This window comes from Pseudoalteromonas obscura, assembly GCF_030135505.1.
In the GTDB taxonomy this organism is placed as follows: Bacteria; Pseudomonadota; Gammaproteobacteria; order Enterobacterales; family Alteromonadaceae; genus Pseudoalteromonas; species Pseudoalteromonas obscura.
The window spans coordinates 281,125-307,224 of record NZ_JASJUT010000006.1 but is presented as its reverse complement, the minus strand read 5'-3'; the positions used below and the strand labels follow the sequence as shown (position 1 = coordinate 307,224).

31 protein-coding genes are annotated in these 26,100 nt (G+C 41.9%); 22 read left to right on the top strand and 9 right to left on the bottom strand.

The window, feature by feature from the left end:
• From QNM18_RS16045 to QNM18_RS16030, 4 genes are all read left to right on the top strand, one after another.
• On the top strand, nt 1-87 hold an 87-nt coding region (locus QNM18_RS16045; RefSeq protein WP_284136834.1), incomplete at its 5' end, for an integrase core domain-containing protein.
• Nucleotides 88-385: 298 nt separating this feature from the next.
• Nucleotides 386-2,947: an intermembrane phospholipid transport YdbH family protein gene (locus QNM18_RS16040; RefSeq protein WP_284137768.1), complete on the top strand. Its 2,562-nt coding sequence runs from the start codon at nt 386-388 to the stop codon at nt 2,945-2,947.
• 15 nt (nt 2,948-2,962) lie between these two features.
• Nucleotides 2,963-3,142: a YnbE family lipoprotein gene (locus QNM18_RS16035; RefSeq protein ID WP_023399504.1), complete on the top strand. Its 180-nt coding sequence runs from the start codon at nt 2,963-2,965 to the stop codon at nt 3,140-3,142.
• A gap of 11 nt (nt 3,143-3,153) precedes the next feature.
• On the top strand, nt 3,154-3,474 hold the full coding sequence (locus tag QNM18_RS16030) for a YdbL family probable chaperone protein (RefSeq protein ID WP_211012707.1): 321 nt from the start codon (nt 3,154-3,156) through the stop codon (nt 3,472-3,474).
• Nucleotides 3,475-3,528: 54 nt separating this feature from the next.
• Here QNM18_RS16030 and QNM18_RS16025 read toward each other — a convergent pair whose 3' ends face one another.
• Nucleotides 3,529-4,074 carry a DUF1415 domain-containing protein gene (locus QNM18_RS16025; protein WP_211012708.1) on the bottom strand — a complete coding sequence of 182 codons (546 nt, stop codon included), beginning with the start codon at nt 4,072-4,074 and terminating at the stop codon, nt 3,529-3,531.
• Nucleotides 4,075-5,337 (bottom strand): lipid IV(A) 3-deoxy-D-manno-octulosonic acid transferase, encoded by a 1,263-nt coding sequence (gene waaA, locus QNM18_RS16020; protein ID WP_211012709.1) that lies wholly within the window; start codon nt 5,335-5,337, stop codon nt 4,075-4,077.
• 145 nt (nt 5,338-5,482) lie between these two features.
• Between waaA and QNM18_RS16015 the strand changes: the two genes are divergently transcribed.
• The 3 genes from QNM18_RS16015 (at nt 5,483) to hldE (ending at nt 9,044) form a co-directional block, all read left to right on the top strand.
• Nucleotides 5,483-6,943, top strand: coding sequence for a capsule assembly Wzi family protein (locus QNM18_RS16015; RefSeq protein ID WP_284137767.1), 1,461 nt, complete (start codon nt 5,483-5,485; stop codon nt 6,941-6,943).
• Nucleotides 6,944-7,005: 62 nt separating this feature from the next.
• Complete coding sequence (locus tag QNM18_RS16010; protein WP_284137766.1) at nt 7,006-7,599, top strand: D-sedoheptulose-7-phosphate isomerase; 594 nt, start codon at nt 7,006-7,008, stop codon at nt 7,597-7,599.
• Nucleotides 7,596-9,044, top strand: a complete 1,449-nt coding sequence (gene hldE / locus QNM18_RS16005; RefSeq protein WP_284137765.1) for a bifunctional D-glycero-beta-D-manno-heptose-7-phosphate kinase/D-glycero-beta-D-manno-heptose 1-phosphate adenylyltransferase HldE — start codon at nt 7,596-7,598, stop codon at nt 9,042-9,044. The genes QNM18_RS16010 and hldE overlap by 4 nt, the downstream gene beginning before the upstream one ends.
• Here hldE and QNM18_RS16000 read toward each other — a convergent pair.
• Nucleotides 9,041-9,766 (bottom strand): 3-deoxy-D-manno-octulosonic acid kinase, encoded by a 726-nt coding sequence (locus QNM18_RS16000; RefSeq protein WP_284137764.1) that lies wholly within the window; start codon nt 9,764-9,766, stop codon nt 9,041-9,043. The two genes, hldE and QNM18_RS16000, sit on opposite strands and share 4 nt — an antisense overlap.
• 129 nt (nt 9,767-9,895) lie before the next feature.
• Here QNM18_RS16000 and QNM18_RS15995 point away from each other — a divergent pair, with 129 nt between their 5' ends.
• The 6 genes from QNM18_RS15995 (at nt 9,896) to glpG (ending at nt 15,288) form a co-directional block, all read left to right on the top strand.
• Nucleotides 9,896-10,939, top strand: a complete 1,044-nt coding sequence (locus QNM18_RS15995) for a glycosyltransferase family 9 protein (RefSeq protein WP_284137763.1) — start codon at nt 9,896-9,898, stop codon at nt 10,937-10,939.
• Nucleotides 10,936-11,484, top strand: a complete 549-nt coding sequence (gene gmhB, locus QNM18_RS15990) for a D-glycero-beta-D-manno-heptose 1,7-bisphosphate 7-phosphatase (protein ID WP_284137762.1) — start codon at nt 10,936-10,938, stop codon at nt 11,482-11,484. The genes QNM18_RS15995 and gmhB overlap by 4 nt, the downstream gene beginning before the upstream one ends.
• Before the next feature lie 309 nt (nt 11,485-11,793).
• Complete coding sequence (locus QNM18_RS15985) at nt 11,794-12,990, top strand: glycine C-acetyltransferase (RefSeq protein ID WP_023399514.1); 1,197 nt, start codon at nt 11,794-11,796, stop codon at nt 12,988-12,990.
• 42 nt (nt 12,991-13,032) lie between these two features.
• Nucleotides 13,033-14,061, top strand: a complete 1,029-nt coding sequence (tdh, locus tag QNM18_RS15980; RefSeq protein ID WP_211012716.1) for an L-threonine 3-dehydrogenase — start codon at nt 13,033-13,035, stop codon at nt 14,059-14,061.
• Nucleotides 14,062-14,152: 91 nt separating this feature from the next.
• On the top strand, nt 14,153-14,470 hold the full coding sequence (glpE, locus tag QNM18_RS15975; protein ID WP_284137761.1) for a thiosulfate sulfurtransferase GlpE: 318 nt from the start codon (nt 14,153-14,155) through the stop codon (nt 14,468-14,470).
• Nucleotides 14,467-15,288, top strand: coding sequence for a rhomboid family intramembrane serine protease GlpG (gene glpG, locus QNM18_RS15970; protein ID WP_284137760.1), 822 nt, complete (start codon nt 14,467-14,469; stop codon nt 15,286-15,288). Before glpE ends, glpG begins: the two co-directional genes overlap by 4 nt.
• On the opposite strand, the gene QNM18_RS15965 is transcribed toward glpG, so the two are convergent.
• A complete protein-coding gene (locus QNM18_RS15965; protein ID WP_211012719.1) occupies nt 15,269-15,664 on the bottom strand; it encodes a flagellar basal body-associated protein FliL in 396 nt (131 codons plus the stop codon). The two genes, glpG and QNM18_RS15965, sit on opposite strands and share 20 nt — an antisense overlap.
• A 154-nt stretch (nt 15,665-15,818) precedes the next feature.
• Here QNM18_RS15965 and QNM18_RS15960 point away from each other — a divergent pair, with 154 nt between their 5' ends.
• Entirely contained in the window at nt 15,819-16,352 is a 534-nt protein-coding gene (locus tag QNM18_RS15960) for a chorismate--pyruvate lyase family protein (RefSeq protein WP_211012720.1), read from the top strand.
• Entirely contained in the window at nt 16,353-17,216 is an 864-nt protein-coding gene (gene ubiA, locus QNM18_RS15955; RefSeq protein ID WP_284137759.1) for a 4-hydroxybenzoate octaprenyltransferase, read from the top strand.
• Nucleotides 17,217-17,271: 55 nt separating this feature from the next.
• On the opposite strand, the gene QNM18_RS15950 is transcribed toward ubiA, so the two are convergent.
• From QNM18_RS15950 to QNM18_RS15940, 3 genes are all read right to left on the bottom strand, one after another.
• Complete coding sequence (locus tag QNM18_RS15950; protein ID WP_023399521.1) at nt 17,272-18,180, bottom strand: LysR family transcriptional regulator; 909 nt, start codon at nt 18,178-18,180, stop codon at nt 17,272-17,274.
• Nucleotides 18,181-18,290: 110 nt separating this feature from the next.
• Nucleotides 18,291-19,817, bottom strand: coding sequence for a DUF3369 domain-containing protein (locus QNM18_RS15945; protein ID WP_211012723.1), 1,527 nt, complete (start codon nt 19,815-19,817; stop codon nt 18,291-18,293).
• A gap of 57 nt (nt 19,818-19,874) precedes the next feature.
• On the bottom strand, nt 19,875-20,273 hold the full coding sequence (locus tag QNM18_RS15940; RefSeq protein ID WP_211012724.1) for a DUF2721 domain-containing protein: 399 nt from the start codon (nt 20,271-20,273) through the stop codon (nt 19,875-19,877).
• A gap of 35 nt (nt 20,274-20,308) precedes the next feature.
• Between QNM18_RS15940 and QNM18_RS15935 the strand changes: the two genes are divergently transcribed.
• The 3 genes from QNM18_RS15935 to tsaD are packed head-to-tail and all read left to right on the top strand — an operon-like array spanning nt 20,309 to nt 22,292.
• Complete coding sequence (locus QNM18_RS15935) at nt 20,309-20,668, top strand: putative signal transducing protein (protein ID WP_023399524.1); 360 nt, start codon at nt 20,309-20,311, stop codon at nt 20,666-20,668.
• Nucleotides 20,652-21,251 (top strand): YjaG family protein, encoded by a 600-nt coding sequence (locus QNM18_RS15930; protein WP_211012725.1) that lies wholly within the window; start codon nt 20,652-20,654, stop codon nt 21,249-21,251. Before QNM18_RS15935 ends, QNM18_RS15930 begins: the two co-directional genes overlap by 17 nt.
• Before the next feature lie 24 nt (nt 21,252-21,275).
• Complete coding sequence (tsaD, locus tag QNM18_RS15925; protein WP_211012726.1) at nt 21,276-22,292, top strand: tRNA (adenosine(37)-N6)-threonylcarbamoyltransferase complex transferase subunit TsaD; 1,017 nt, start codon at nt 21,276-21,278, stop codon at nt 22,290-22,292.
• On the opposite strand, the gene plsY is transcribed toward tsaD, so the two are convergent.
• Nucleotides 22,289-22,885, bottom strand: coding sequence for a glycerol-3-phosphate 1-O-acyltransferase PlsY (gene plsY / locus QNM18_RS15920; RefSeq protein ID WP_211012727.1), 597 nt, complete (start codon nt 22,883-22,885; stop codon nt 22,289-22,291). The two genes, tsaD and plsY, sit on opposite strands and share 4 nt — an antisense overlap.
• A gap of 104 nt (nt 22,886-22,989) precedes the next feature.
• Between plsY and folB the strand changes: the two genes are divergently transcribed.
• Genes folB through QNM18_RS15905 form a run of 3 tightly spaced genes read left to right on the top strand, consistent with a single transcriptional unit; the run spans nt 22,990 to nt 24,630 of the window.
• Nucleotides 22,990-23,340, top strand: coding sequence for a dihydroneopterin aldolase (gene folB, locus QNM18_RS15915; protein ID WP_211012728.1), 351 nt, complete (start codon nt 22,990-22,992; stop codon nt 23,338-23,340).
• Nucleotide 23,341: 1 nt separating this feature from the next.
• Entirely contained in the window at nt 23,342-23,821 is a 480-nt protein-coding gene (gene folK, locus QNM18_RS15910) for a 2-amino-4-hydroxy-6-hydroxymethyldihydropteridine diphosphokinase (RefSeq protein ID WP_284137758.1), read from the top strand.
• Between the two features lie 5 nt (nt 23,822-23,826).
• Nucleotides 23,827-24,630 (top strand): undecaprenyl-diphosphate phosphatase, encoded by an 804-nt coding sequence (locus tag QNM18_RS15905; protein ID WP_211012730.1) that lies wholly within the window; start codon nt 23,827-23,829, stop codon nt 24,628-24,630.
• A 33-nt stretch (nt 24,631-24,663) separates the two neighbouring features.
• On the opposite strand, the gene QNM18_RS15900 is transcribed toward QNM18_RS15905, so the two are convergent.
• The gene (locus tag QNM18_RS15900; RefSeq protein ID WP_284137757.1) at nt 24,664-25,206 is read right to left on the bottom strand and encodes a GNAT family N-acetyltransferase; all 543 of its coding nucleotides are present in this window, start codon (nt 25,204-25,206) and stop codon (nt 24,664-24,666) included.
• 68 nt (nt 25,207-25,274) lie between these two features.
• On the opposite strand from QNM18_RS15900, the gene QNM18_RS15895 reads away from it, so the two are divergent.
• Nucleotides 25,275-25,949: a tRNA-uridine aminocarboxypropyltransferase gene (locus QNM18_RS15895; protein ID WP_282099839.1), complete on the top strand. Its 675-nt coding sequence runs from the start codon at nt 25,275-25,277 to the stop codon at nt 25,947-25,949.
• The last annotated feature ends 151 nt before the right edge of the window (nt 25,950-26,100 follow it).

Here is a 26,100-nt window from a genome sequence, read left to right as displayed (position 1 = left end):
AAGCAGTCTGTTGAAACCTATAATCAGAAAAGGCCACACACAGCCTTAAAGTACAAAACGCCCGATGAAATTCATCGAGCGTTTTGACATAAAAAGTGTCAACCCATACTAGGATGGGTCAGAGCAAACCAAATTCTTATTTATTGGCAGTAAAATTGTTAAGTGTGTACGGGGTTAATTTACTAGGCCTGGAATGTGTATGCAGTGACGAAGCTTTAATGGGAGTCGATGTACTTATCAGCATTTTCTAGGCGATATTCTAGTTAGTACCTGTTTGTTTTATATGCGTTTTAGCCCATTTTACAACTTCTTACGCTCTTCTACATTACATTGTGTGTATGATGACTTAAACTAGTTGTTCAGATTGCAAAATAGTTAGGAACTAATGCGCCGTTATTTGTTATATGCCGTGATAAGCTTTTGCCTGTTGCTAGCCACGCTTTTTATATTCCGAACGCCACTCAGCATTGCGGCTGCAAATCATTTTCTCACTCAAGAGCAAGGCCGAATGAGTTGTTTGGCGTGGTCTCCTGTTGGTTTCACTGAAATTCACATTAGCAAGGTTTGCTTTTCTAATGAACAAGCGGATGTATTCGGGGAAAATATAACGGTTTCGACTAAATCGGTTGAAATAGCGCATTTGAAGGTTAAGCATAAGCCGATTGTATCGGGCTCTACCCCGGCAGTAATGACGCCGCTTTCATTGCCATTAATAGCAGATAGACCACTTATCTCGATAAAAAAGCTGCATTTAGAGTCCCCTGTATTACGCCAACCCCTGTCTGTGTCAGTTCATGAAGCGGAACTTGATAGCTTCACACTGAATGGGGATATATTGGCGCAGGTCTTAGTTTATAACGATAAAGTGACTTTGAATGCTGATCTGCAAAGCCACGGGATCACCCCTTATCTGCCGTCTCAAATAAAGACATTATCGGGGCGATTATCTTCAACATTTGACGGTATTCAAGCTGTTGCATCGGTGAGCTTAGATGCGAATATCTTAGATCGTACCCTAGATGGATGTGAGATCACTGCAAAGGTTGCAGGAGAGCTGATTAGTAGTTGGGATTTAAACGCGCAAAGTGGCGATGCGGATCTATCATCACTAGATATTAAACTTGATGGCAGTGCCTGTGAAAAGCTAAGTCAGCATCTGCGGGGGGCGTATAAAGATATGTTAAGTGCAAGCTGGCGTGTTGTGCTGCCCAAGCCGCTCAATATATCTTCCAATAGTGCTGAAATACCAGCGCTAACTCTTGAAGATAACAATGGCGCAACAGCCATAAATTTGAAAAATTTATCACTTGATGTGGGTGAGCAAGTTGTGCAAACAGATATTCAGCTAAGCCATCACAATCCACAGCTTGGCTGGCTTGAACTTCAGTCAAAATTGGGAATACGAAATAAAACTTTATCTCTTGAGGGGGATTGGTTACTCAGCAGCGAAGAGGTACGGTTACCCCAAGACTTGAAGTTTCAAGATTTTGTTAGCCAAGGTGATTACGTGCTAAAAGGCGAGGTTGGGCAAACTGTCAGTCTTGATTTAGCAACGCAATCGTCGATGGGTAAGATAGCTAACTCACAGGCTCAACTGGACAATACAGAGCTGAACTTAACAACTCATGTCAATGTTGACATGAAACAGTTGGCAGATGGCATTCTACAAGCACTGCAAGTAGATGTATTTAAAACACAATTTAGTGCCGAGCGATATCAGGTTCAGGATGTATCAGGTAAGCATGTTTTGCTAAACAGTGCAGTGAGTTTTGATGAAGATAAGCAATTCACAGGTCAGCTTGAGTTTCAGGTTGGTTCTTTTAAAAAAGCAGAGGTAAGAGGCAAAGATGTCACTCATACCCTAACATTGAATGGTGAATTTAAAGATAATAAAGTGAACGCAGAGGTGGATGGAGAGACGCACCTTGGCTTAGTTGCGACGCCTCAGCTTTCTTTTAGGCAGGTTGTTTTAACATCGGCCGGTTTATTAGCAGAGCAGACCTCTCTTGAGCATGTGTTACACCTAGATGATTTTGAAATGCTGGTTAAGCAACAAGTTGATCAACAGTTACATCATTTGACCGTGATGGTTCCCGAACAGAGCTTTCTGACACTGAAGCCGATACTGACGCAGTTTGAGCCAAAGCTGCAGCTTAGCGAAGGCACGATCTCCGCGACGTTGCAAGGTGATGTAAACGAACAATCGTTTACGTTTAATGCTGCCCTTGAAGAAGGGGGGATCTTATATGACTCACACTACTTAAGCGGTTTAAACATACCTGTTGCGGGGAAAATTAATGCAGGTAAGATCGCTTTCGAAGATTCCCAAATAGATATTAGAGAAGTCCGCTCAGGTGCTGTGTTAGAAAATTTCAAAGCGATTTTGTCTTCCTCTGAAGGGGATCCGATGCTGAGTAATATCAGCGCGAATATCTTTGATGGCCAACTTTTTACAAAGCAGATTAAGCTTACCAACCAAGATCAGAGCTTTTTAGTAGAGGCCAATAATTGGGACCTTGCTGTGATAGCAAATGCAGCTAAAAACGCTGGTGTAGAGCTTAGTGGTCGAGTGCACGGCCAGCTTCCAGTTGCGGTAGTAGGCGGGCTATTCGAAATTAACGGTGGCAAGCTCAATAATATTGATATCGGGTTATTGAGTATTGAAAATAATGAGTCTGTCGAAGCGCTGAAAGCACAACAACCGAGTCTGGAAACGGCATTTGGTATGTTGGAAAGGCTCAATATTGAAAAGTTATCAAGTGACGTAAATATGTCATCAGATGGGTGGTTAGACCTAGCTGTGCAAATTACGGGTGTCAATGAACAGCAGGCTGAACCTCAGCCAATTAACTTTAATTACACGCATAAAGAGAATATTTTTCAGTTGTTTAGAGCATTGCGCCTAAGCGATGAGATCACCAATGAAGTTGAAAAAGCATTAAACTAACAGGAGCAAGAAGGCATGAAATGGATGCTAACTTTGATGCTGGTTTTAGTCACTTCAGCTTGTACTCATAAAGTACAAGTTGAGACCAAAGAACCTATCACCATCAATTTAAATGTAAAAGTTGACCACGAAATCCGTGTGAAAGTAGACAAAGAGCTAGACGATTTGTTTAGTGATGACAGTGAATTATTCTAAGGAGCGAGAACATGAAAGCAAAAATTATTTTGACCACAATCGCAGCGGCATGTATGAGCTTTTCTGTGATGGCTTTATCAATCAATGAAGCCAAATCACAAGGTATGGTTGGTGAAAACGCAGCTGGGTATTTAGGTGTCATTAAAGGCTCAGGAGATGTGAAAAAACTCGTTGCGGATATCAACAAAAAGCGCAAAGCCAAATACCAGCAATTGGCCAAGAAAAATGGCATCAGTTTATCGCAAGTAGAAAAGCTTGCTGCGGAAAAAACCTATAAAAAAACGTCTGCAGGTCACTTTATTCAAGTGAATGGAAAGTGGGTTAAAAAGTAAATATATCTGTTGGCTTGCTGCGTTAAGTTGCGCTGCAAGCCCGCAATGAAATGGCTATTTATGATGCGTGCAGCTGGCGAGTAGCTGTTGCCAAAAAGCTTCACCTTTTCGCCTTGCTAGGCGAATGTTATTGTCTGGGATAGATTCTGGGTCATCATATTCTTCCAGAGCTGCTGCCATGCTACTTTCTCTGATCAGATGGAGGGTAGGGAAGGGGGCGCGATTGGTGTAATTGGCTGGATCCGCCTCATCACTGTCTGCAAAAACGTAGTCGGGGTGGAAGGTCGCAATTTGATATGTTCCTTCAAAACCTTGTGCGCTAAGCATAACATTTGCTAAATCGACTAAATCTAGAAAATCCCCGAAATCAACGAAGCCTTCTGAAAAGCTCATTAAAGTGGTTTCTCGTTTTGGATTCTGATTCAACTCAAAGCACTGTTCTAGCATGTCCATGACTGCGTCATCGTGACTGATAGCACTACTGATGTGGTAGTAGATAGCGTTTTGCTCTACTTCTTTTCTGGCAAATGGGCAAAAGTTATATTTTACAATGACCTTACTGACCCAGCTCTTCATCGTATTGATGATATGTTCACTCATTTACTGCTCCAACAGTGAATCGATAATATTGAGCGTGCGATTAATCGCGCCTTGATTTTTTGCCAAGCAGGCATGCGCATTTTGTCCCAGCTTGTGAGCGGTATTTGAACTGCTTAAGAGCGTATTCAATTGCGCAGTTAGTTCGGCTTTATCCAAGCATATTATAGCTCCGTGCATTGCCCTCAGTTGCGGGTATATATGAGAAAAGTTGTAAGTACTTGGTCCACTTAATACACCCACTGAACTTGCAGCGGCCTCCAGTGGGTTGTGTCCCCCTCGTTCGATCAAGCTACCGCCTACAAAGGCAATGTCCGCGCAGCCATATAAAAATTTAAGCTCGCCTAAGGTATCCGCTAATAGTACTTCGCTGTTATTTTCAAATGATAAACTGCGACGGCTGAACTTTAGGTTAGCGTCACGCAATAAGTTTGCAACCGAGTCAAATTGTTCGGGATGACGCGGAGCTATGATCAACAGCAATGAAGGTATTGTGGTCAATAAACTTTGATGTACTGCGATAATTTGCTCATGCTCACCTGGGTGAGTTGACCCCGCTATCCATATCGGCCGATCGCCAAGCTGAGATTTGATGTCACTCAATTTGGATATATCATTTTCGCTAAGGGTGACATCAAACTTAATTGACCCAGTTGTAATCACTCTACTTTCTTCCAGCCCCAATGCAATGAACCGGCTTGCATCCTCTTCATTGTGACTAGCGAGTATTTTAATATTCTTCATGATATTACGGCTTATTGCCGAGAATTTTTGATAGCCGCGAAACGATTTCTCAGACAAACGGGCATTGACCACGGCAACGGGACAGCAATGCTGATTGGCGTAATGAAAGAGGTTTGGCCATAGCTCAGTTTCTAATACGACGACTAGCTTAGGTTTTAAACGTTTGATAAATCGACGAGTTGAAAACGCAAAATCTATTGGCAGGTAACAAGTATATACTGAACCCTTAAATTGCTTTAGTACTTCCGCTCGGCCAGTTGGTGTGTTGCATGTGATCACTAGCGGATGTGATGGGTAGCGAGTTTGCATTTTTTTTATTAAAGGGGCGGCTGCGAGTACCTCACCCACAGATGCACAATGGACAACAATAGCCCCCTCGGGAATGTTGGTATCTACCTGTCCAAACCTTTCGCTAAAATGGCGTCTATAGCCGGGGTTTTTCTTCCCTCTGATCTGATACAAGTAAATCGAAATGAGTGGCGCAAGCAGCAGCAGCATGGTGGAGTATATAAATCGAGTCATGGCATCAGGGTACAAATAAAAGGGCAGTTTAACGCGTTTGTGATTGGATGAAAATTACTATAACAATTTTACACATATCTGGGCGTGCTCAAAAGCCCTTAATTTGCTAGTATGCTCGCCCCTGTTTGTATTTGAAAGAAATAAAATGTTGTCAATTTATAAAAAGTTGTTGTCTGCTGTTACTTTGATACTGTTTTTAAGCTCTTCTTTGGTGTACGCGATGCCGACCGCTTTTCTTCCTATCGGCAAAGATAAAATCTTAGAGTATCAAGTAGATAAAATGTTTGCATTAACGGCAGTAACACCGATGAGCAAACCTTATCGCATTACTGAGATTAATAAGCACATAGTCAAACTTGGCAACATAGACCCAGCTTTACAAGCCAGTATTCGAGCGCGTATTGCACCGTATTTGCAACAAGATGCCATCACGCGTCGAGGTATAAAATTACGTGTAGATTCCGGAGAAGAGCAAAAGCTTGCGAATGATCGTGGAAATTACTCGGGTGAATATGCAGAGCTGTCTTTGGGGGGGATCTATCGAGGCAGCAAAAACTCATTGGTGCAATTGGGCGCAGAATATCGAGTAGAGTCTGGTAAATTGGTGCCATATAATACCTTCTACGCACTAGGCGGAGAAAATTTGCAATTAAATTTAGGTTATAAAGAGCACTGGTTTTCTCCATTTAAGCACTCCGCAACTATTTATTCTACCAATGCGAAAGCACCTTTATCCGCTTCTTTGGGACTAAATTCACCTCTAAAAAACTGGTGGAACTTCGATTTTGAAGTTTTTTATTCGGAGCTAGAGCATGTTGAAGATGGCATTATGTACCAGAATACATTACATGATGGCACTCCGCGTCTCGCGGGTACACAACTCAACTTTGAACCATTGCAGAATTGGAAAATTGGTATTAACCGTATTATGCAATTTGGTGGTGGCCCGAGAAAGGTTGATTTCAAAGATGTAGTTAAAGCCTATTTTGATCCTGCTGGAAATGATAACAGCGGTAAAACAGGTAGCCAAGACGCAGAGCTTGGAGATCAATGGGCAAGTGTGACGACCGTATTCAAAACTAACTGGTGGACAACCGCTGAGTGGTATCTAGAGCATGGTGGTGAGGATACTCGAGAACATAAGAATTACTTGTTTGGTAACAATGTCACGAGCTTTGGTGTTCATCTTCCGAATGTAACCAAAGATATAGCCATCAGGTTTGAACATACTAACCTGCATAGCTTGTGGTATGTAAATAAAATCTATGCAAAAACAGGTAATAGTATCGATAACTTTGTTATCGGGCACTTTGCGGCAAACAATAGAACATTTAATGATGGCGTACCCACTACCAATAACGTACTTGAGGTAACTTATACAGAGAGCTTAGACTCTATGTGGAACGTGAAGCTGACGAGTGTGAAAAACAAAAGCGGTTACGCGAATGAGTTAGGTGGTGTGAGTGATACCTATGAGGATATGCACGAAATCAAACTGTCAAACTCGAGAAAAATAGATGGTTATCAATTGGAAACAAGCCTGACTGTTGGAAAAGATGTATACGGAGAAAACTACACTTGGCTTTCAGTCAATGTATACTGGTAAGACACGGGTAAGTATTAAGAATTAGCACAATATTTGGGCTTGTAAAAAATTTAAGGTTCACTATGTCAGTCAATGAACAGATTGCGAATAGCTATTTAGATAGCTTGGAGCGCCATATGGCGTTATTTGCTAATATGGCAAATTACCATAAAGAATCAATTGAGCTTTTAAAAGCGTGTCAAAAAACGCTCGCCGCTGGTGGCAAGGTTATTTGGTTTGGTAACGGTGGAAGCGCGGCAGATGCGCAGCATTTAGCTGCTGAATTTGTAGTTCGCTATAAATTAGAGCGTGGACCTTTGGCCTCAATCGCGTTAACAACAGATACGTCAATTTTAACCGCACATAGCAATGACTATCACTTCAACACCGTTTTTGAAAGGCAAGTTCAGGCTTTGTGCAAACCGGAAGATTTGGTGATAGGACTGACGACTTCAGGCACCAGTGAAAATATTAATTTAGCACTAGCTGCTGCAAATGAAATAGGTGCCTATACGGTGGCGTTGACAGGTAGAAAAGGTGGTGATGTAAAAGACATCGCTACATTACCAATCATCATCGATTTTGATGAAACCGCGCGTATTCAAGAAGCCCACATGTTTATCGGCCACTGGCTATGTGAAGCGGTCGACTTGCTAATTGCGGAGCAAAGCCTATGAAACTAGCTGCTTTACAAAACCTGCACAACGCCAGCATTCTCGTTGTGGGTGATGTGATGCTCGATCGCTACTGGCATGGTGATACTGGCAGGATCTCTCCTGAAGCACCAGTTCCAGTTGTAAAGGTAAGTAGCCTAGAAGATAAAGCTGGTGGGGCAGCCAATGTAGCGAAGAATATTGCGCATCTAGATGGCAAAGTGGGATTGTTGGGCCTAATTGGTCAAGATGATAACGGACACAAACTGCGCACTATTTTAGAAAATGACAACATTGAATCTCAGCTCGTAGCTGTAGAGACTTTGCCAACTATCGCTAAAATGCGAGTGATCAGTCGTCATCAGCAGGTCGTCAGACTAGATATGGAAGAGCAGTTTCAGCCAGAGCATAGTGCTTTACTGGTAGCACAGTTAAAGCAAGTCATTGATAGCTATGACTTTGTACTCTTTTCTGATTACAATAAAGGCGCACTTGCAAATATCCAAGAGATGATTGAGATTGCTAAACGAGCAGGTAAAACAGTGTTAGTTGATCCTAAACTCAGTGATCTGTCAGTTTACCGAGGTGCCGATTTTATCACCCCTAACTTGAATGAATTTAAGTTAGCTGGTGGTGATGCTAGCTCTGAAAGGACATTAACGGAGAGTGCCAGAAAGCTGATTGCTGAAGCTGGCATAGGCGCTATGCTGCTAACACGTTCTGAGCAGGGGATGTCGCTCATTTCTGAAAATGAAAAACATGATTTTGCTGCGCAAGTTTTAGAGGTGAGTGATGTCACTGGCGCTGGCGATACAGTGATTGCGACCTTGACGACAATGTTAGGCGCAGGATTGAATGCCAAAGACGCAGTGGAGATGGCAAATTTAGCTGCGGGTATCGTCGTCGGCAAACTTGGCGCTGCAACTGTTTCACCTGAAGAGTTGAGTGCAAAACTAAGTCAGTACCTCAGAGAAACAGGTGAGCATTATCAAGCGCCTTTCGAAGACGTATTGCAGCACATTTCTTTTGCTAAGCAAAATGGTGAAAAAATCGTGTTTACCAATGGGTGTTTTGATATTTTACATGCAGGGCATGTTCGCTATTTGGCACAAGCAAAAGCGATGGGAGACAAGCTTGTCGTTGGGCTGAATAATGATGAATCAATATCACGTCTAAAAGGTCCTGAGAGGCCGATCAACCCACTGAACGAACGCGCTATGGTTATTTCTGCTCTGGCTTCTGTTGATTGGGTGATCCCATTTGGCAAAGAAGAAGAAGGCGATACGCCAGCTAATTTAATCGCAACAATTAGCCCAGACATCTTAGTAAAAGGTGGCGATTATAAAGTCGAGGAAATTGCCGGTGCTGAGCATGTTTTAGCACAAGGGGGCCAGGTTGAGGTCCTGTCTTTTTTGGATGGTTGCTCAACCTCGAATGTAATTAAAAAAGCACAACTAAGTAAAAGTTAACTGTTTAGATGTGCTTTATAGGCGTTGTGTAATGTTTGCCAATGTCTTTTTTCAAAAAAGAAAGCTGGCCATTTGCTGGCTTCTTTTTTAAAAGACCGCTCAAGCCTGTCTATGTTCGCCTGTTGCCAAGTTGTTTCTTGCTCACGAATATCACCTTTATCAAAATCAATTAGATGCACGACCCCTTGTTTGTCAAAAAGGACGTTGTTGATGTTGAGATCATCGTGATAAACACCGTTGTTGTGGAATTCAGCTATGGTGCGTCCAATAGCTTGTAATTCGACATTATCTGCCACGCGTTGTCGAAGGACTTCGCATAGACTTTTGGCACCTGAAATGGCCTCCGTTAAAATGTCAGCTCGATAAATACCAAAGTGTGTTTCCACATATGCAGCTATGGGGGCTGGTACAGGTAGATTTAACGTTTTGAGTTCAGTGAGTAATTTAAACTCTTTATATACGCGAGTGTGAGTCAGTCCTACAAACAGATATTGATCGCTCAGCACCCTGCCAATTAATCCGCCTCGCCAGTAGTGCTTGAGAACGCCAATTTGGTTTTCTTGATATTCGATAAACCATGCCGGTGCACGGCCTTGTTTGCTTGTAATAATGGCTTCTTTTTGACGCCAATATTCCACCCTAAACCAATTATGTGTAATCTTCATTGCACAGTCTTGAGGCTGTAAAATGTAGCTGTTATTGGTGTGTTCTATTTTAAGCATAATCGGCTTGCACTGAAATAAAGTGAGGCAAGTTTAACGACTTTTTCTCTTGAGTGAAATGCACAAGTGTTGCAAATCGAAGTGATTAATTTAAGATCGTGCGTTCATAAACAGATTAGGTGGGACTGAGTGTCTAAATCAATTGCTTCTATTTGTATACTAAGGTTATCGGCCATTGGCGATGTATGTCATGCAGTGGCGGCTGTTCAAGCTATTCAACGTGCACATCCACAAGCCAAGATCACTTGGGTGATTGGTAAAGTAGAGGCTATGTTACTGGCTGACTTACCCGGTGTTGAGTTTGTGGTGTTTGATAAAAAACGCGGCAAAGCCGCATTTAAAGATCTCAAAGCGCAATTTAAAGGTACTAAGTTTGACGTGTTGCTACATATGCAAGTGGCTTTTCGTGCCAATTTAGCGGCCTTGTTTATTCCTGCCAAAGTCAAAATCGGCTTTGATAATGCGCGTGCTAAAGAGCTACATTCGCTGTTTGTTAATCAGCGAATAGCGAAACAAACGGAGCCTCATGTTCTCGAAGGTTTCCAGCAATTTGCACAAGCCATTGGTGCCAAACAGGAAAGTCCATGTTGGGAAATGCCTTATACAGAAGAAGATGAGAAGCAAGCCGAAGTTCTTTTAAGCGGTTTGAAGCGCATTTTGGTTATTTCCCCTGCGGCAAGTAAAAAAGAACGTAATTGGTTGCCTGAGCGCTATGCCGCATTGGCAGACTACGCGGCAGAGCAAGGCTTTGATATTGTGCTCACCGGCGGCCCTACTGAGCTTGAACGTAATTTGAGCAGTTCAATTGTAGAGCATGCTAACTGTAAAATTTTGAACTTAGTTGGGCAAACGCAGCTAAAAACATTACTGTGCGTGCTTAAGCAAGCGAAGCTTGTACTTGCACCAGATACCGGGCCTGCGCACATGGCTGTAACGGTTGGTACGCCTGTTATAGGCTTATACGCACATTCAAATCCGAAGCGTACCGGTCCGTATTTATTTCAAGATTATGTCATTGAGGTCTATCATAAAAATATCCTCGCTCAAAAGGGTAAACCAGCCAATGAATTACCTTGGGGAACTCGAATTAAGGGTGCAGAGCTGATGGCGCAAATTGGCGTTGATGAAGTTAAAGCGATGTTTGATAAAGTTGTTGAGCAAGAGAAACTATGAAGTCTAAAGCAGTATTTCTAGATAGGGATGGCGTTATTAATCACGATCATGCCTATGTGCATGCCATCGAAGAGTTTGAATTTATCGACGGCGTATTTGAAGCTTGTAAATATTTTTCAGACGAAGGCTTTAAAATTGTTGTGGTCACAAACCAATCTGGTATCGGTCGTGGTTACTATGATGAAACGCAATTTCAAAAGTTAAGTGACTGGATGTGCCAACAATTTTCATCACATGATATCAATATTTCGGGCGTTTACTTCTGCCCACATCATCCCAAAAAGGCGCTGTCTCAATATTTATTGGACTGTGATTGCAGAAAGCCTAAGCCGGGTATGATATTGCAAGCCATTGAAGAGCATAATATTGACCCAGAGCAGAGCATCATGGTCGGTGATAAAGTGTCTGATATGCAGGCTGCAGAAGCTGCCGGAGTGACAACGAAAATATTAGTATGTTCAGGGCAAGTTCTGAGCGATGAGGACAAGTCCCATGCCGATTTGGTATGTGGTTCTTTAGCTGAAGTACCAAAAAAATTGGTGTAACGACCAGTCAGCTTTACGCGAAGGTAAAACAAGATAATCACAATTCGTGCAATTCGCTTGCGAACCTTTTAAAATATACTCAAGTAATTTAACTCATTCATACAACAAGTGGGTAATTGGCTTGAGTATGACTTTTCATTTGGTGTGTATCCTTTTTATTGATTTAATCTGAGCTTTAGCGTCTAACGAGTCGAAGAAAGTGATTTATATTGTGTAATCACAACGCATTCTTTGAATCATTAAAGTCGTGTGTTCACCTCAGTAATCAAGTTAGGTATACACACTCCGTGCAACCAATGGAGACTCTACATGAGATCAGCGGCATTCTACAGCCAACTTCAACAACAAATAGAAGAAGTTAAAGCTGAAGGCTTATATAAAAAAGAACGTATTATCACATCACAACAGCAAGCTGAAATTGCTGTTTCAACGGGTGAAAGCGTAATTAACTTTTGTGCAAATAACTACCTAGGTTTAGCCAATCACCCAGATTTGATCGCTGCTGCACAACAAGGGTTGTCAGACCATGGCTTTGGTGTTGCATCTGTACGCTTTATTTGTGGTACACAGGATATTCATAAGACGCTAGAAGAAAAAATTAGCGAGTTTTTGAAAACAGAAGATACGATTCTTTACTCATCATGTTTCGATGCGAACGCTGGTCTATTTGAAACTATTTTAGGTCCAGAAGATGCGATTATCTCGGATTCATTGAATCACGCGTCAATCATTGATGGCGTTCGTCTATGTAAAGCAAAACGTTTCCGCTATGCAAACAATGATATGGCTGACCTAGAGAAGCAGCTGATCGCAGCGACTGAAGCGGGCGCAAAGACGAAACTTATCGCAACAGACGGCGTTTTCTCAATGGACGGTGTGATCTGTAATTTAGCCGCAGTTTGTGATCTGGCAGACAAATATGATGCGTTAGTAATGGTCGATGATTCTCACGCCGTTGGCTTTGTCGGTGAAAATGGTGCAGGTACGCCTGAGTACTGCGGAGTAATGGATCGAGTAGATATTATTACTGGTACGCTTGGTAAAGCACTTGGTGGTGCTTCAGGTGGTTATACTTCAGGTAAAAAAGAGATTGTTGAGTGGTTACGTCAACGTTCTCGTCCATATCTATTCTCAAACTCCTTGGCGCCTTCAATCGTGACAGCGTCTATTAAAGTACTCGACATGCTTAAAGATGGCAAAGCACTGCGCGACCAACTTTGGGAAAATGCGGCGCACTTCCGTACTGAGATGGAAGCCGCTGGTTTTACGTGTGCAGGTAAAGACCACGCAATCATTCCTGTGATGTTAGGTGATGCAAAAATGGCAGCTGAAATGTCCGATCGCTTGTTGGCAGAAGGCATTTATGTGATTGGGTTCTCATTCCCTGTGGTACCTAAAGGCCAAGCTCGTATTCGTACGCAAATCTCAGCAGCGCACACTAAAGAGCAGTTAGACAAGGCCATTGCTGCGTTTATCCGCATTGGTAAAGATTTAGGTGTGATTTAATTGCTAGGTGCGTTTGCACCTACTTTCTAACGAGTGAATATTATGAAAGCATTATCCAAGTTGAAAGCCGAGGAAGGGATCTGGATGACAGATGTGCCTAAACCTGAAATGGGGCACAATGACTTATTGATCAAGATCCGTAAAACCGCGATTTGTGGTACCGATGTTCATATTTATAAATGGGACGAATGGTCACAAAACACAATTCCAACTCCTATGGTGGTGGGCCATGAATATGTTGGGGAAATTGTGGATATGGGTCAGGAAGTCCGTGGTTTTGAAGTCGGTGATCGCGTCTCAGGCGAAGGCCATATCACATGTGGGCATTGTCGCAACTGTCGCGCTGGTCGCGTTCATCTGTGCCGCAACACAATTGGCGTAGGTGTGAACAGAGAAGGCTCCTTTGCAGAGTACCTTGTGATCCCAGCTTATAATGCATTTAAGATCCCGGACAATATTTCAGACGAACTGGCATCTATTTTTGACCCATTTGGCAATGCAGTTCATACGGCTTTGTCTTTTGACTTAGTCGGCGAAGATGTGCTGATAACAGGTGCAGGCCCAATTGGCATTATGGCGGCAGCAGTTGCTAAACATGTTGGGGCTCGTCATGTTGTTATCACCGATGTTAATGAATATCGCCTAGATCTGGCACGTAAGATGGGTGCTACAAAAGCGGTTAATGTAGCAAATGAAAGCCTAGAAGATGTTATGCAAGAACTTGGTATGACGGAAGGGTTTGATGTTGGTTTAGAGATGTCTGGTGTGCCAGTGGCCTTTAACAGCATGCTGAACAACATGAATCACGGTGGTAAAATTGCAATGCTAGGCATTCCTCCTAGTGATATGGCTGTTGATTGGAATCAAGTCATCTTTAAAGGTCTTGTAATCAAAGGGATCTATGGACGAGAGATGTTTGAGACTTGGTATAAAATGGCAAGCCTAATTCAATCTGGATTGAACCTAGAGCCAATTATTACCCATGAATTTAATGTGGATGATTTCCAGCAAGGCTTTGATACAATGATTTCGGGCCAGTCAGGCAAGGTTATCCTAGACTGGACTAAGTAACTTACGTCTGAAGTATAATCAGCGGCTTTTTGAGTGTGTGCCCATTGCTAGGTATAGATGCTTGAGAAGCCGTTTTTTTAATGAGAGAGAAATGTCTTTTAAACATATTAGTGTTGAACAAACACAAGAATTGATGTCACGAGAAGAGGTTGTTGTTGCGGATATACGCGACCCAAATTCATTTTCTGCGGGTCATATACCTGGTTCAGAGCACTTGTCCAATGAAAATTTAGCGCGCTTCATGCAGGAAAAAGAATTTGAACAACCAATTATTATCGTTTGTTATCACGGTATCAGCTCTCAAAATGCTGCAAACTACTTAGTTGAGCAAGGTTTTGAAGAGGTGTACAGCATGGATGGTGGTTTCACTCAATGGGAGCAAGCGCTTCCTAACCACATCGAAAAATGAAACTGCTAGGCTCCTTCTCAGACCCTAGAGCGGTTCAAGGAGCCGTTGATTATCTGAAAACACTAGGGATAGACAGTCAGCTACATAGTGAAGATGGACGAAATGTATCTGTATGGGTCAATGACCGCGATTGGCAAAGAGCGGATACAGTGTGGCAGGAGTTTCTGGCAAATCCGTACCATGAGAAATATAGCAAGGCGTCTTGGCAAGTTGGTGCGACAGATAGTGGCTTGCAGTATCACAGTGCTAAGCTAAATTTATTGCAGCGTTTTTTTCACTTAAACTGGTTTATTCAGAGCATTGTTATAATTTCACTGCTTGTTTATGGCAGTTACTATTATTTTACGCCCGCAGAGGTATTTAATGCGCTCAAATTCGATACTAATCTTCCTTTGAGCTGGATCACGCCAACCTTTATGCATTTTGGTGCAATACACTTGCTATTCAATCTTAGTTGGTGGCTATATTTGGGTAATCAAATTGTACAAAGAACTGACTTTGTTATTTTAATCACTGTTTTTACGGTCAGTGCATTATTGAGTAATTGGGCGCAGTTCTTATTGGTTGATGAAAACTTTGGTGGTTTGAGTGGAGTGGTTTATGCCCAAATGGGATTTTGTTGGGTATTGCCCCAATTGAACAAAGACCAACAACCCATATTATCAACTCCAATTATAGGTTTCATGTTGTTATGGATGATTTTGGGGTTTGCAGATGTATTATTTATCAGTATGGCAAACTGGGCCCACCTATTTGGTCTATTATCGGGGATGAGCCTCGCAGTTTTAGCTCAACGTCTTAGTGGTAAAGGTACTTAGTAAATAAGACCTCTCTCACGATCTCCTGTCCAGTTTCATCTTTTAGTAAGGATTTCAGCTTTGCTGCACAGCGTTGTCTGATCTCCTCTCTGCCGGTTAAAGATTTAATGGTTTCTTCTGGCTCTTTACTAAGGATCTGCACGATGGCATCCCTCAATAATGGAGTGTGGTGCTCGACTACCGCAATATTGGCGATATCATCTAGCATAAGATCTATGGTTACTCGAACATAACCCAATTTTTTGTTGGATTGGCCAATATAGTTCGTGATGATATCTGGCTCGAAACCATAGTAGCCAACGTTAGACTCGGCCTTGAGTTTAAAGCTTGCTGTGCTGATTGTAAGTGCCACTAATAGTAAAAGAGTACGAACCATAATCGCCTGAAAATATGTAACTAAATATCAACAATATCGTTAGTTTATACTTAATTGTAGAGCATGAACAGCGAGCATTAAGATAATAGTGAACTTTTTTGCATTGCCAAGCTTTGCTATTATGTCTGCGTTTAGTCTTAATTGAATAATTGAATTGTTAAAATATCCTATTTCTTTAGATTTTAATTGGGGCAGCTTTGAGCAAGTTGCCGACAAAGCGCCAGAAAATATACATGATCGGCTATTGGAACAAGGCTCTTTGACCGCTTTACTCAAGAGTCAAAGTAGCAGCTTTAGAGTGAAAGTGATTAATGAGCAGCATCTAACGCCTCCTGCTTATATTTGTCGACTACTTGGCGATGCAATGGAAACCGCCATATGCAGGGAAGTATTGCTATATTGCGATGATAAACCTCATGTTTATGCTCAGAGTTGGATTTCGCTTGAAGCGAACCAGTACGGGCTAAAAAACCTTGGTGAAAACCCATTAGGTGACAAGCTGTTTCAGCAATCTTCATGGCAAAGAGGTGATTTGGAAGTCGGCTGTGTTGAAGACGCGGATGCGCAGTTGAAGTTGTGGCAACTTTTTGGTGTAACGGACATTCCTGTTTTTGCCAGACGAAGTGTATTTACCAATCACTCTGCTAAAGTTCTGGTATGTGAGATGTTTAACAGCGAGATCGAATAAATGAAAAGTGCGACATTGCGGTTTGAAAACTACCCCGAATACAAGCAATTAATGCGACTTGATAAACCCATTGGTACGTTCTTATTACTATGGCCTACGATGTGGAGTTTGTGGCTGGCATCAGATGGCAATCCAAGTCTACTGCATATCTTTGTATTTACCCTAGGCACTTTTTTAATGCGCAGTGCTGGCTGCGTTATAAACGATTACGCGGATCGAAAAGTAGATGGAGCGGTAAAAAGGACAGCAACACGGCCTTTAGCACGTGGGGCTGTGTCAGAAAAAGAAGCGCTAATGCTTTTCTTTGTACTGATAATTGCATCATTTTTATTGGTGCTTACCTTAAATTGGCAAACCATCGTGCTCTCTATTGGCGGTGTAATACTGGCCTCTTTATATCCCTTTATGAAACGATATACTCACCTCCCTCAGGTTGTACTAGGGGCAGCGTTTGGTTGGGGGATCCCAATGTCTTTTATGGCTGCTACGGGAGAAGTCCCATTGATTGCATGGCTGCTATTTATTGCAAATGTTTTATGGACGGTTGCTTATGACACCATGTACGCCATGGTTGATAGAGATGATGATTTGAAAATTGGTATTAAATCAACCGCAATTTTGTTTGGGCAATGGGATAGGCATATTATTGCGCTGCTCAATATTAGTTTTATGTCATGTATGTTGGTTGCAGGCTTATATTTTTCGCTGGGTATATGGTACTGGGTGACGTTTACAATTGCGACTTTCGGATTGGTTTATTTGCAAAGAGAAATAGCTGACCGAGGGAGAGAAGCGTGTTTTAAAGCATTTTTAAACAATAATTATATTGGTTTAATGCTGTTTGTTGGTGTATTTCTTGGTTAAGGTTTGGCCCACACTGTAAAAAGTGTGGGCATTAGCGCGCGAGTATCGAGAAGGATTAAGAATGCACTGGCGCACCATTTACTTGCAATTGAGAGGCTGTTTTTTCAATCAACTGCAATAAGCTATTTACATGACTATTGCCACTAAGCTGGTGGTTGGTATTGATAACTAGCTGCTCATGACTATTGTCTTTGTTAGTCTTAAGAAGCGCTAACTCAGGATCTTGTGCAATCGTTTTTGAATGCTCAATACTTGCAATTGCGAAGCTTTGGCTGTTTTTTAAGCCATCAATCACTTGTGTTATATTGCCAATTTTAACACTAGTTGACTTGTTTAAACCTTCAACGGCTTCGTTTAGCATGCTTTGAACCTGTTTAGATTGAGAGAAGCAGCTATACATAGGGTACTGTGATAATTCACCTCTACGAATACACTCTTGTTTTGCAAGAGGGTGTTGTTTAGACACAAAAAGAATAAGTTGATCAGGCAAGTGAATATCACTGATTAAGCTCGTTGCTGATGATAAGTAAACACTGATGTCGACCTCACCTAGCTGAAGCTTTCTCGTAAGTTCATGCTCATCAAGCAGTTGCATCTCAATTTTTACATTTGGTGAATCTGCTAAGAATCGACCACATGACATTGGCACAATTTCACTGGCTTTAGCGGTATAACCAACAACTAACTTTTGTTGATCTCTACCGAATAAACTTTGCTTGATGGTATTTTTCGTTACATCTAGCTCGCTTAGTGTCGCTTTACAGTAATTTAGAAACAGTTCACCTTGTTCTGTTAGTTTCACTGAACGTGTAGAGCGTTTAACAAGCTCACACCCAATTTCATCTTCCAGAGTTTGTATGCTTCTTGTTAAAGCTGATGTACTAATCTGGGTTTGTTCGGCAGCTTGTCTAAAGTGACGTAGGTTGCCTAGAGCAACAAATTGCTCAAGTTGTTCAAATCTCATTTGAAATTCCTTTTATTTCAACAAAAATGCAATCATGACGTTGATTTCCTAATACTAATACAGATTAAGGAAACATCCAAGTGAATTTTTTACATTTCGCTTACAAAGTTTTAGTCGGGATAGGTATCTCTGATTAAAATGAATTGTTCCAGATTATTTATAAACAAATCAACTAATTTGGGATCAAATTGCTTAGATTTCTGCGATTTTATCTCTTCAAGCACTTTTTCAAGCGACCAAGCCTCTTTATAACAGCGTTTACTACCCAAAGCATCGAAAACATCAGCAATTGCCGTAATTCTTCCAACAATATCAATGTCTTCCCCACTTAGGCCTCGTGGATAACCAGTACCATCCCACTTTTCGTGATGCTGATGAGCAATTGTTGCGCCACATTGCAATATTTCATTCGTTGATTTTTTCAATATATCGAATCCTAATTGCGCATGCGTTTTCATTATTTCCCATTCATCATTGGTCAGCTTACCAGGTTTGTTTAATATGACATCGGGGATCCCAATTTTGCCAATGTCATGTAGGGGAGATGCCATTTTTATTATTTCTGAGCGATAGCTATTAATGCCAGACAATTCCGCAAGTAACTTACTGTACATAGCGACACGCTTCACGTGAGAGCCTGTTTCCTTAGAGCGTTTCTCGACGGCTTCACCAAGGATATATGACAGCTCTCTTTGTGATTCTTTGACTGTTTCTCGTAACTTTATATTGTCGTGAGCCAGCGCGATGTTATTGGCGAAAAACTCTAACAACTGACAGTCTGTACTTCGCAATGAACTCTCTTTACTAACGTATAGCATGGTTTCTAGGCCACCTTTAGAAGTAAAGTAGCCGACATACTCATTGCAAGACTTGCAAGAAGTTTTTCTGTTATGGGTTTCAATAAATAGGTTTTTGACGTTATTTGGAATTTTATCTGAACTGGGCTCTATACCCTCTCCAGAAGCCGCTAAAAGCTTAAACTGAGAACCTGCATCGGTTTGCTTATTTGTTGCGGCGGCACAATAAATTTCGGAGTCGGAAAGTCCCAATACTTGCGCAACATGTTCAAGAATTGTTGATGCAAAATCTTGCACATTATCACATTCCAAAAAACTGGATGAAGCCGCAATGATCCTTTCCAGCCCTTTTTTGTGTAGCTCAATCGTCTGTATATCACGATGTGAACGCAGAGCGGAGTACAACAGGGTTTTTAGCTTAACAGCGGTCAATTCTGTTTTATTTTTGTAGTCATTGATATCGTAGTCGCGAATAACGGACTCTTCAGGAGCTTCACCAGGTTGACCTGTCCTGAGAATTAAGCGGATATCATGATTCGCCATATCATTGCGAATAAACTTGATTAAATCTAGGCCTGCATGGTTGCTTTCCATCACAACATCAATGAGCCCGACTGAAATGCATTCTTGGTCTTCCAGTATCTCCATTGCTTGCTTGGCCGAGTATGCATGATGAAAACGCAGAGATTTGTCTTCAAACTTAAAGTCGGATAAAACCAACTTGGTTACTTGGTGAATGTCCTCTTCGTCGTCGACGACCAACACATCCCAAAAAGCGCGCTCTTCGGGTTGTGAAGTTTCCTCTTTTAGTTGCTCATTTGAAAAAAGAAAACCGCTCACACATGACCTACCTTCAGCTATTGATAATGTCAGTATAGTAAGGTCAATACGAGTTGCTTAATCTTGGAGTGGCTTTTTTTCAATATTATTTAGCTCAATCTCTATTGCATCACACGAAATATGAATTTCGTACAAGGACAACATGAGAGATCCAATCAAGCAGCACAAACTGACTCCAAATAAGATGATCCCCAGCAAATTAACATCGATGAACAAAGCAAACATCGAAAGCGTGCAAAGAATAAATGAGAACACGCCCCATACTTGCATTAAACGAATTAGTTTGATGCGTTTTTTTAAATTATTAATTTGCTGCACAACGAGCGGGCGCAAAGTGTCACCTTCTCTAGCGTTTAGCTCGCGAATTAGCTGAGCGAGCACTAAAAAGCGATTAGTATAAGCGAGTAACAGCAATGAAATAGCGGGAAATAACAACCCAGGTGTGGTAAGCGTCATAGAGCTCTTCCAATTTACACACTACAATATTGTTTATGATAGCAAAATTAGCATTGAGTGCGATGGTTAATGAACTAGATAAATGGTGCTGTGTTTTTAGCACCGATAATATGATTGAAGCACACCTTGTAAATGGCCTTTTACACCAAGCCCGTATAAAAACGACAATGCAAGGAGAGGCACTGTCTTCCACTTTAGGCGAACTGCCTTTTGCAGATAATACCATTAAGATCTTTGTACCAGCGATAAAGTTGCCCCTTGGAGAAGAAATCTTGGTAAACTATCACCAGAAAAAATCAAAATTAGATTGGCAGTGTCGATATTGCAATGAGCTGAATGGCTCAGCTTTTGAGTATTGCTGGCATTGTGGAAATGAGTATGAGCAAAGCAAATAACTTTCAGCGCATTCGTGAGTTGAACTATTTACAAAAAGCAGCACTAGCGGCTGCTATTTTGGAAAGAATGACGCCAAACTATGGTTTATTTAGTGAAGCTACTGGGTTTGGTGATGAGCAGGTGTTTAGAAATGCACTAAATCTGTGCTGGGAAAAATTACTACTGCCAAAAAGCAAAATTAGCTTAGAAAAGCAAATCGAAAAAATAGAACCTAATGTACCTGAACTATCAGATTTTGACATGTTTGGTACTTACCCTGCGATTGATATGGCAACAGCGCTGCTTGGATTTATTCAAGGTCTTATGACAAAAGATGAGATAGAGTTTGTCAATGTTGCAAAAATATCTCAAGCAACGGTCGCAAGGTATATTGAGTTTTTGTTGGCACAGGAAGATATCACTCCGGACAATAAACTCGTCAGAGAGCACCCATTGATGCAATATGAAATCGAGGTTTTAGGTGAATTAATCGATTTTGTTGAAGGGATGGGGCGAATTTCCTCTGAAACAATCAAGCAGTTAAAAGCGCAAGCGATCATCGATGGCCAAACCAATATTGGTTTAGCGATTGAGCGTGAATAGTAAAGAATGTAGTGGAGAACAAGGTTGCGTATTTTAGGTATTGAATCTTCTTGTGATGAAACTGGTATTGCAATTTATGATGATGAGCAGGGGTTACTTGCGCATCAATTATATAGTCAGGTAAAGGTACATGCGGATTATGGTGGTGTAGTGCCTGAGCTTGCTTCTCGGGATCATGTCCGCAAAACGATTCCGCTGATTGAAGCGGCGTTTAAACAGGCTGGATGTGGCCCGGATTCTCTAGACGGCATCGCGTATACAGCGGGTCCCGGGTTGGTCGGCGCGCTCCTCGTTGGTACATCTATTGGACGCTCTTTGGCATTTGGTTGGAATATTCCCGCGGTGGCAGTACACCACATGGAAGGCCATTTACTAGCGCCTATGTTAGAAGATGAAAAGCCAGAATTTCCATTTGTGGCATTGCTTGTCTCAGGCGGTCACACCATGATGGTTAAAGTTGCCGGAATTGGAGAGTATGAAATCTTAGGTGAGTCGGTCGATGATGCAGCTGGGGAAGCATTTGATAAAACGGCCAAGCTACTGGGGTTGGATTACCCAGGAGGCCCTCTTTTAGCTAAATTAGCAACACAAGGCACAGCTGACAGGTTTGTATTTCCAAGGCCAATGACTGATAGGCCTGGTTTAGACTTTAGCTTCAGCGGTCTTAAAACAGCAGCGGCAAACACCATTAAAAATGAAGGCGACGATATACAGACTAAGGCTGATATTGCTCACGCTTTTCAAAGTGCCGTGATTGATACGCTAGCAATTAAGTGCAAGCGTGCCCTAAAACAAACGGGTATAAAACGCCTTGTTATTGCAGGAGGTGTGAGCGCAAATGTGGAGTTGAGAACCAAGCTTGAACGTATGATGCAAGGGATGAAAGGGCGGGTCTATTATCCTCGCACTGAGTTTTGTACTGATAATGGCGCGATGATAGCTTTTGCTGGTATGCAACGTCTAAAAGCTGGTCATACAGCACCATTAGATATGAAAACACAGCCTCGCTGGCCACTGGATAGTTTACCGGCAATCTCTTAATCTTTTTTAGGTGTTTTCTTACCGACTTTAGGCTCCTTTCCTTGCAGGAGCCTACTTATATTTGCTCGATGTCTGAAGATAATCAAAACCGTTAAAAAAGCTACTGGCAATGTATACTGGGGTTTAATGAACCATGTGTAGAATGGTGCAGTGATAACAGTGACTATGGCAGCAAGAGAAGAGTAGCGAAATGCCCAAAGTACAAGCAGCCAGGTTAAAATAAGCAGCCCAGCTAATGACACACCGATTGGCAGTAGTGCGCCAAATGCGGTGGCGACGGCCTTGCCACCATTGAAGTGAAAAAAAATCGGGTAAATGTGGCCAAGGCAAGCACTGACTGCAACCGCACCAAGCCAAACTGGCTCGATGTTTAAAAAGTAAGCGCCCCAAACAGGGATAGTCCCTTTTAATACGTCAAAAATAAGTACAAGTGCTGCGGGGAGTTTACCGCCTATGCGCAAAACGTTAGTGGCTCCAGGGTTATTGGAGCCAGAAAAGCGAGGATCGGGTAGTCTAAACATCCTCGAAATCAAAATCGCAGAGGAAATCGATCCAAATAAATAAGCACAAATACACATTAATATGACTAACACAAGCTTCCTTATTTTTTATTGCTTTGTTTTGGGCTATGATCGCGATTCTTTTTACCCGGCCTAAATTATTGCGCCGACCCATATTAGTCATGCTAGGAGTATACATGGACAAGGTCTATATCTCGCAATTGCACGTCGAGACCATAATAGGAGTTTACGACTTTGAGAAAGAAAGTAAACAGAGCCTTTATTTTGATATTGAAATGTCTACAGATATTACCCCAGCAGCGCAGACAGATGACATCAACCTTACAGTTGATTACGCAAAGGTAAGCGAACGTGTAATCACTTTATCAGAAACAACACAAGTAGAGCTTTTAGAAACGTTATTGGAAAAGTTAGCTGCAATGATATTAACTGAGTTTGCAGTGAGTGACGTTCGAATTAAAGTCAGCAAACCTGCTGCAGTCGCACAGGCAAAGACTGTCGGCATTGAAATTTATCGGAAAAAGTAGCATGGCAGAAATATACATTAGCATTGGCTCCAATGTTGATAGAGAACGACATTTTAAAAATGGGCTTGCAGCTCTGATAGATCATTTTCCCAACTACAAACACTCCAATGTTTATGAGAGTGAGCCAGTAGGTTTTAATGGCCGGAATTTCTATAATTCGGTATTTGCAGCAAACACCAAAATGGGTGTAGAAGAAGTTTGCAAATTACTAAAGAAAATTGAGCGTGATAATGGTCGAACGCCTGGAGATAAGAAATTCAGCCCACGAACTTTGGATTTGGATCTGCTGCTGTATGATGACCTAATTTGTGAGCAACCCGCCCAGCTGCCAAGGGATGAGATCTCTAAAAATGCATTTGTATTGTTGCCATTATCCGAAGTTGGTGGTCACGTCGCACTGCCAACAACTGGTGAAAGCATATCTTCTCTATGGGAAAACTATCATAATCCGAACCAAAAACTATGGAAAGTGGAGCTGTAACTGATATGAGCATTATTGAAATTATTGTTTTAGCGTTAATTCAGGGTCTAACTGAGTTTTTGCCAATATCAAGTTCTGCGCACTTGATATTACCATCGCAAGTATTTGGGTGGCAGGATCAAGGTCTTGCTTTTGATGTGGCCGTTCATGTCGGCACGTTATTCGCGGTCATTATTTACTTCCGAAAAGAAGTTGCAGAGATCCTTGCCGCTTGGTTTAAATCATTTGGCAGTCAGGGGACAACAGATGACAGTAAGCTAGGGTGGTTTATTTTGCTCGCGACGTTACCTTCACTGATCATTGGCTATTTTGCGAAAGATTTTGTGGAAGAGTACTCGAGAAATGCTTGGATCATTGCGGGCACGACTATCGGTTTTGGTTTGTTACTTTGGTATGCAGATAAAACGGCTAAGCAAATAAAAACGATTTATCAAATAAACTGGTTTATGGCGTTATGTATTGGTCTCTCTCAGGTCATTGCAATGTTGCTTCCCGGAACGTCGCGCTCTGGGATAACAATGACGATTGGATTAATGATGGGCCTTAATAAACAAAGTGCGGCACGTTTTTCTTTCTTAATGTCAATCCCGGTTATTGCCGCTGCAGGCAGTTATTTGACCTATAAGCTAATCTCAGAGGGAGATGAGTTTAATGTTTCGGACATTGTTACTGGAGCGGTTCTGTCATTTTTCGCTGCCTATGCATGTATTCACTTTTTCTTAAAGGTCATCGAGAAAATGGGTATGTTGCCGTTCGTTATCTATCGATTGGCGCTTGGTGCTTTCTTAGTGATTTATTTATCAATGTAAAAGATAGAGCGGGAGATCCCCGCTCTTTTTTACTCAAGTAATGAGAGATTTTTCATAGACGACAACTTCCGCGCTCCCTAGCGGGTCGCTATGAACAGTAGTTGTCACGTATTCTAAGCCTATTTTTTTCATAATGTTTATCGAACCGCTATTGTCTTCAAGTGCAATCGCCGTCAACTTGTTTGCGCAGTGGTGCTCAGTTAGCGCGCCGGCGATCTGCATTGCGGCTTCTGTAGCGTAACCCCGTCCCCAACTCGATTGCATAAACCGCCAACCAATTTCTAAATTAGAGTCATCTCTTTGCTCAGTAAAAAAGTCCATTGGGCGTACCAAAATCCAACCGATAAATTCATTGTTATCTGTTAAGAAGCAGCCCCATAACCCCCAGCCTTTTTCTGCATTGGTGAACTGATTGAGTCGGGGTATGAAGATCGTGTCTATATCTTCTTGTGAAGTGACTTTGCCACCGTTGATGAACTGCATCACTTTTGGGTCTTGGTCTAATTTAAAGAGTAGGTGACTATCGGCAGGGGTGAGGAGCCGATATTTGAGTCTGTTTGATTGATTAACCTTCATAATAATAGCTTTATCCTTTTATTGTCAGACTTGGTACAATGGCCTGTCGTTTTATTTGGGAGATTATTTTGGGCAATTCTGTATTGGCACTGCGCACGCAGCAAATTTCTGAGTCGAAAAGAGAGTTTAAAGCTCGCGGCTCTAAACTAGCTCGCTGTGAGACATGTTTGTTAGCTGAACCTCTATGTATTTGTGCTGGGGTGAAGCAAGCTCAGTGCGCCAGTGCTGTATGTTTATTAATGTATCACAACGAGAGCTTTAAACCATCAAATACAGGGCGTTTGATCGCAGATATTGTGCCTGATAATCATGCTTTTAGGTGGGACAGAACCGAGCCAGACAGCGCTTTAATTGCTCTATTAGAAAACCCACAATATCAACCTATCATTGTTTTTCCCAAAGACAATGTCGAGCCTCAACGCGTGATTAAAAAAGTGCACCGCGAAGCGACAAAAAAGCCACTGTATATTTTTCTAGATGGTACTTGGCGCGAAGCAAAAAAAATGTTCAGAAAAAGCCCTTATCTCGATAAGTTTCCCGTGTTGTCAATATCACCACAGAGCATGTCAAATTATAAGTTACGAGTTGCTCCCCACGAACATCAGCTGGGCACAGCAGAGGTGGCATGTATTGTTTTGGCCGAAAATGGTGAATCTGAAGCTGCTGAGAATCTCACTGAGCACTTTATAGATTTTAGAGATGCGTATTTAAGAGGAAAGCGTAGTAAGTTCATCGAAGCATAAAGCAAACACGAAGATAGCGCGACTCTTTCGAGCCGCGCTTGACGGAATCTTCTAAACAGCATCCTGCTATGTTGAGTAACTCAACTCCCTAATTCATTTCCATACAATTCGCTTGGTGTTTTGGTTCTGCGAATTATTGCGCATCCTGCAC

What these genes read in the sequence shown, in the direction of transcription:
- waaA (WP_211012709.1), bottom strand. Translation starts at nt 5,337, where the DNA reads ATGACTCGATTTATATACTCCACCATGCTGCTGCTGCTTGCGCCACTC.
- QNM18_RS16030 (WP_211012707.1), top strand. Translation starts at nt 3,154, where the DNA reads ATGAAAGCAAAAATTATTTTGACCACAATCGCAGCGGCATGTATGAGC.
- folK (WP_284137758.1), top strand. Translation starts at nt 23,342, where the DNA reads ATGGCAGAAATATACATTAGCATTGGCTCCAATGTTGATAGAGAACGA.
- glpE (WP_284137761.1), top strand. Translation starts at nt 14,153, where the DNA reads ATGTCTTTTAAACATATTAGTGTTGAACAAACACAAGAATTGATGTCA.
- hldE (WP_284137765.1), top strand. Translation starts at nt 7,596, where the DNA reads ATGAAACTAGCTGCTTTACAAAACCTGCACAACGCCAGCATTCTCGTT.
- QNM18_RS15985 (WP_023399514.1), top strand. Translation starts at nt 11,794, where the DNA reads ATGAGATCAGCGGCATTCTACAGCCAACTTCAACAACAAATAGAAGAA.
- QNM18_RS15935 (WP_023399524.1), top strand. Translation starts at nt 20,309, where the DNA reads ATGATAGCAAAATTAGCATTGAGTGCGATGGTTAATGAACTAGATAAA.
- QNM18_RS16000 (WP_284137764.1), bottom strand. Translation starts at nt 9,766, where the DNA reads ATGCTTAAAATAGAACACACCAATAACAGCTACATTTTACAGCCTCAA.
- QNM18_RS15900 (WP_284137757.1), bottom strand. Translation starts at nt 25,206, where the DNA reads ATGAAGGTTAATCAATCAAACAGACTCAAATATCGGCTCCTCACCCCT.
- QNM18_RS15905 (WP_211012730.1), top strand. Translation starts at nt 23,827, where the DNA reads ATGAGCATTATTGAAATTATTGTTTTAGCGTTAATTCAGGGTCTAACT.
- QNM18_RS15940 (WP_211012724.1), bottom strand. Translation starts at nt 20,273, where the DNA reads ATGACGCTTACCACACCTGGGTTGTTATTTCCCGCTATTTCATTGCTG.
- QNM18_RS16010 (WP_284137766.1), top strand. Translation starts at nt 7,006, where the DNA reads ATGTCAGTCAATGAACAGATTGCGAATAGCTATTTAGATAGCTTGGAG.
- QNM18_RS16015 (WP_284137767.1), top strand. Translation starts at nt 5,483, where the DNA reads ATGTTGTCAATTTATAAAAAGTTGTTGTCTGCTGTTACTTTGATACTG.
- ubiA (WP_284137759.1), top strand. Translation starts at nt 16,353, where the DNA reads ATGAAAAGTGCGACATTGCGGTTTGAAAACTACCCCGAATACAAGCAA.
- QNM18_RS15930 (WP_211012725.1), top strand. Translation starts at nt 20,652, where the DNA reads ATGAGCAAAGCAAATAACTTTCAGCGCATTCGTGAGTTGAACTATTTA.
- QNM18_RS16035 (WP_023399504.1), top strand. Translation starts at nt 2,963, where the DNA reads ATGAAATGGATGCTAACTTTGATGCTGGTTTTAGTCACTTCAGCTTGT.
- QNM18_RS16040 (WP_284137768.1), top strand. Translation starts at nt 386, where the DNA reads ATGCGCCGTTATTTGTTATATGCCGTGATAAGCTTTTGCCTGTTGCTA.
- glpG (WP_284137760.1), top strand. Translation starts at nt 14,467, where the DNA reads ATGAAACTGCTAGGCTCCTTCTCAGACCCTAGAGCGGTTCAAGGAGCC.
- QNM18_RS15965 (WP_211012719.1), bottom strand. Translation starts at nt 15,664, where the DNA reads ATGGTTCGTACTCTTTTACTATTAGTGGCACTTACAATCAGCACAGCA.
- QNM18_RS16025 (WP_211012708.1), bottom strand. Translation starts at nt 4,074, where the DNA reads ATGAGTGAACATATCATCAATACGATGAAGAGCTGGGTCAGTAAGGTC.
- gmhB (WP_284137762.1), top strand. Translation starts at nt 10,936, where the DNA reads ATGAAGTCTAAAGCAGTATTTCTAGATAGGGATGGCGTTATTAATCAC.
- QNM18_RS15950 (WP_023399521.1), bottom strand. Translation starts at nt 18,180, where the DNA reads ATGAGATTTGAACAACTTGAGCAATTTGTTGCTCTAGGCAACCTACGT.
- tdh (WP_211012716.1), top strand. Translation starts at nt 13,033, where the DNA reads ATGAAAGCATTATCCAAGTTGAAAGCCGAGGAAGGGATCTGGATGACA.
- folB (WP_211012728.1), top strand. Translation starts at nt 22,990, where the DNA reads ATGGACAAGGTCTATATCTCGCAATTGCACGTCGAGACCATAATAGGA.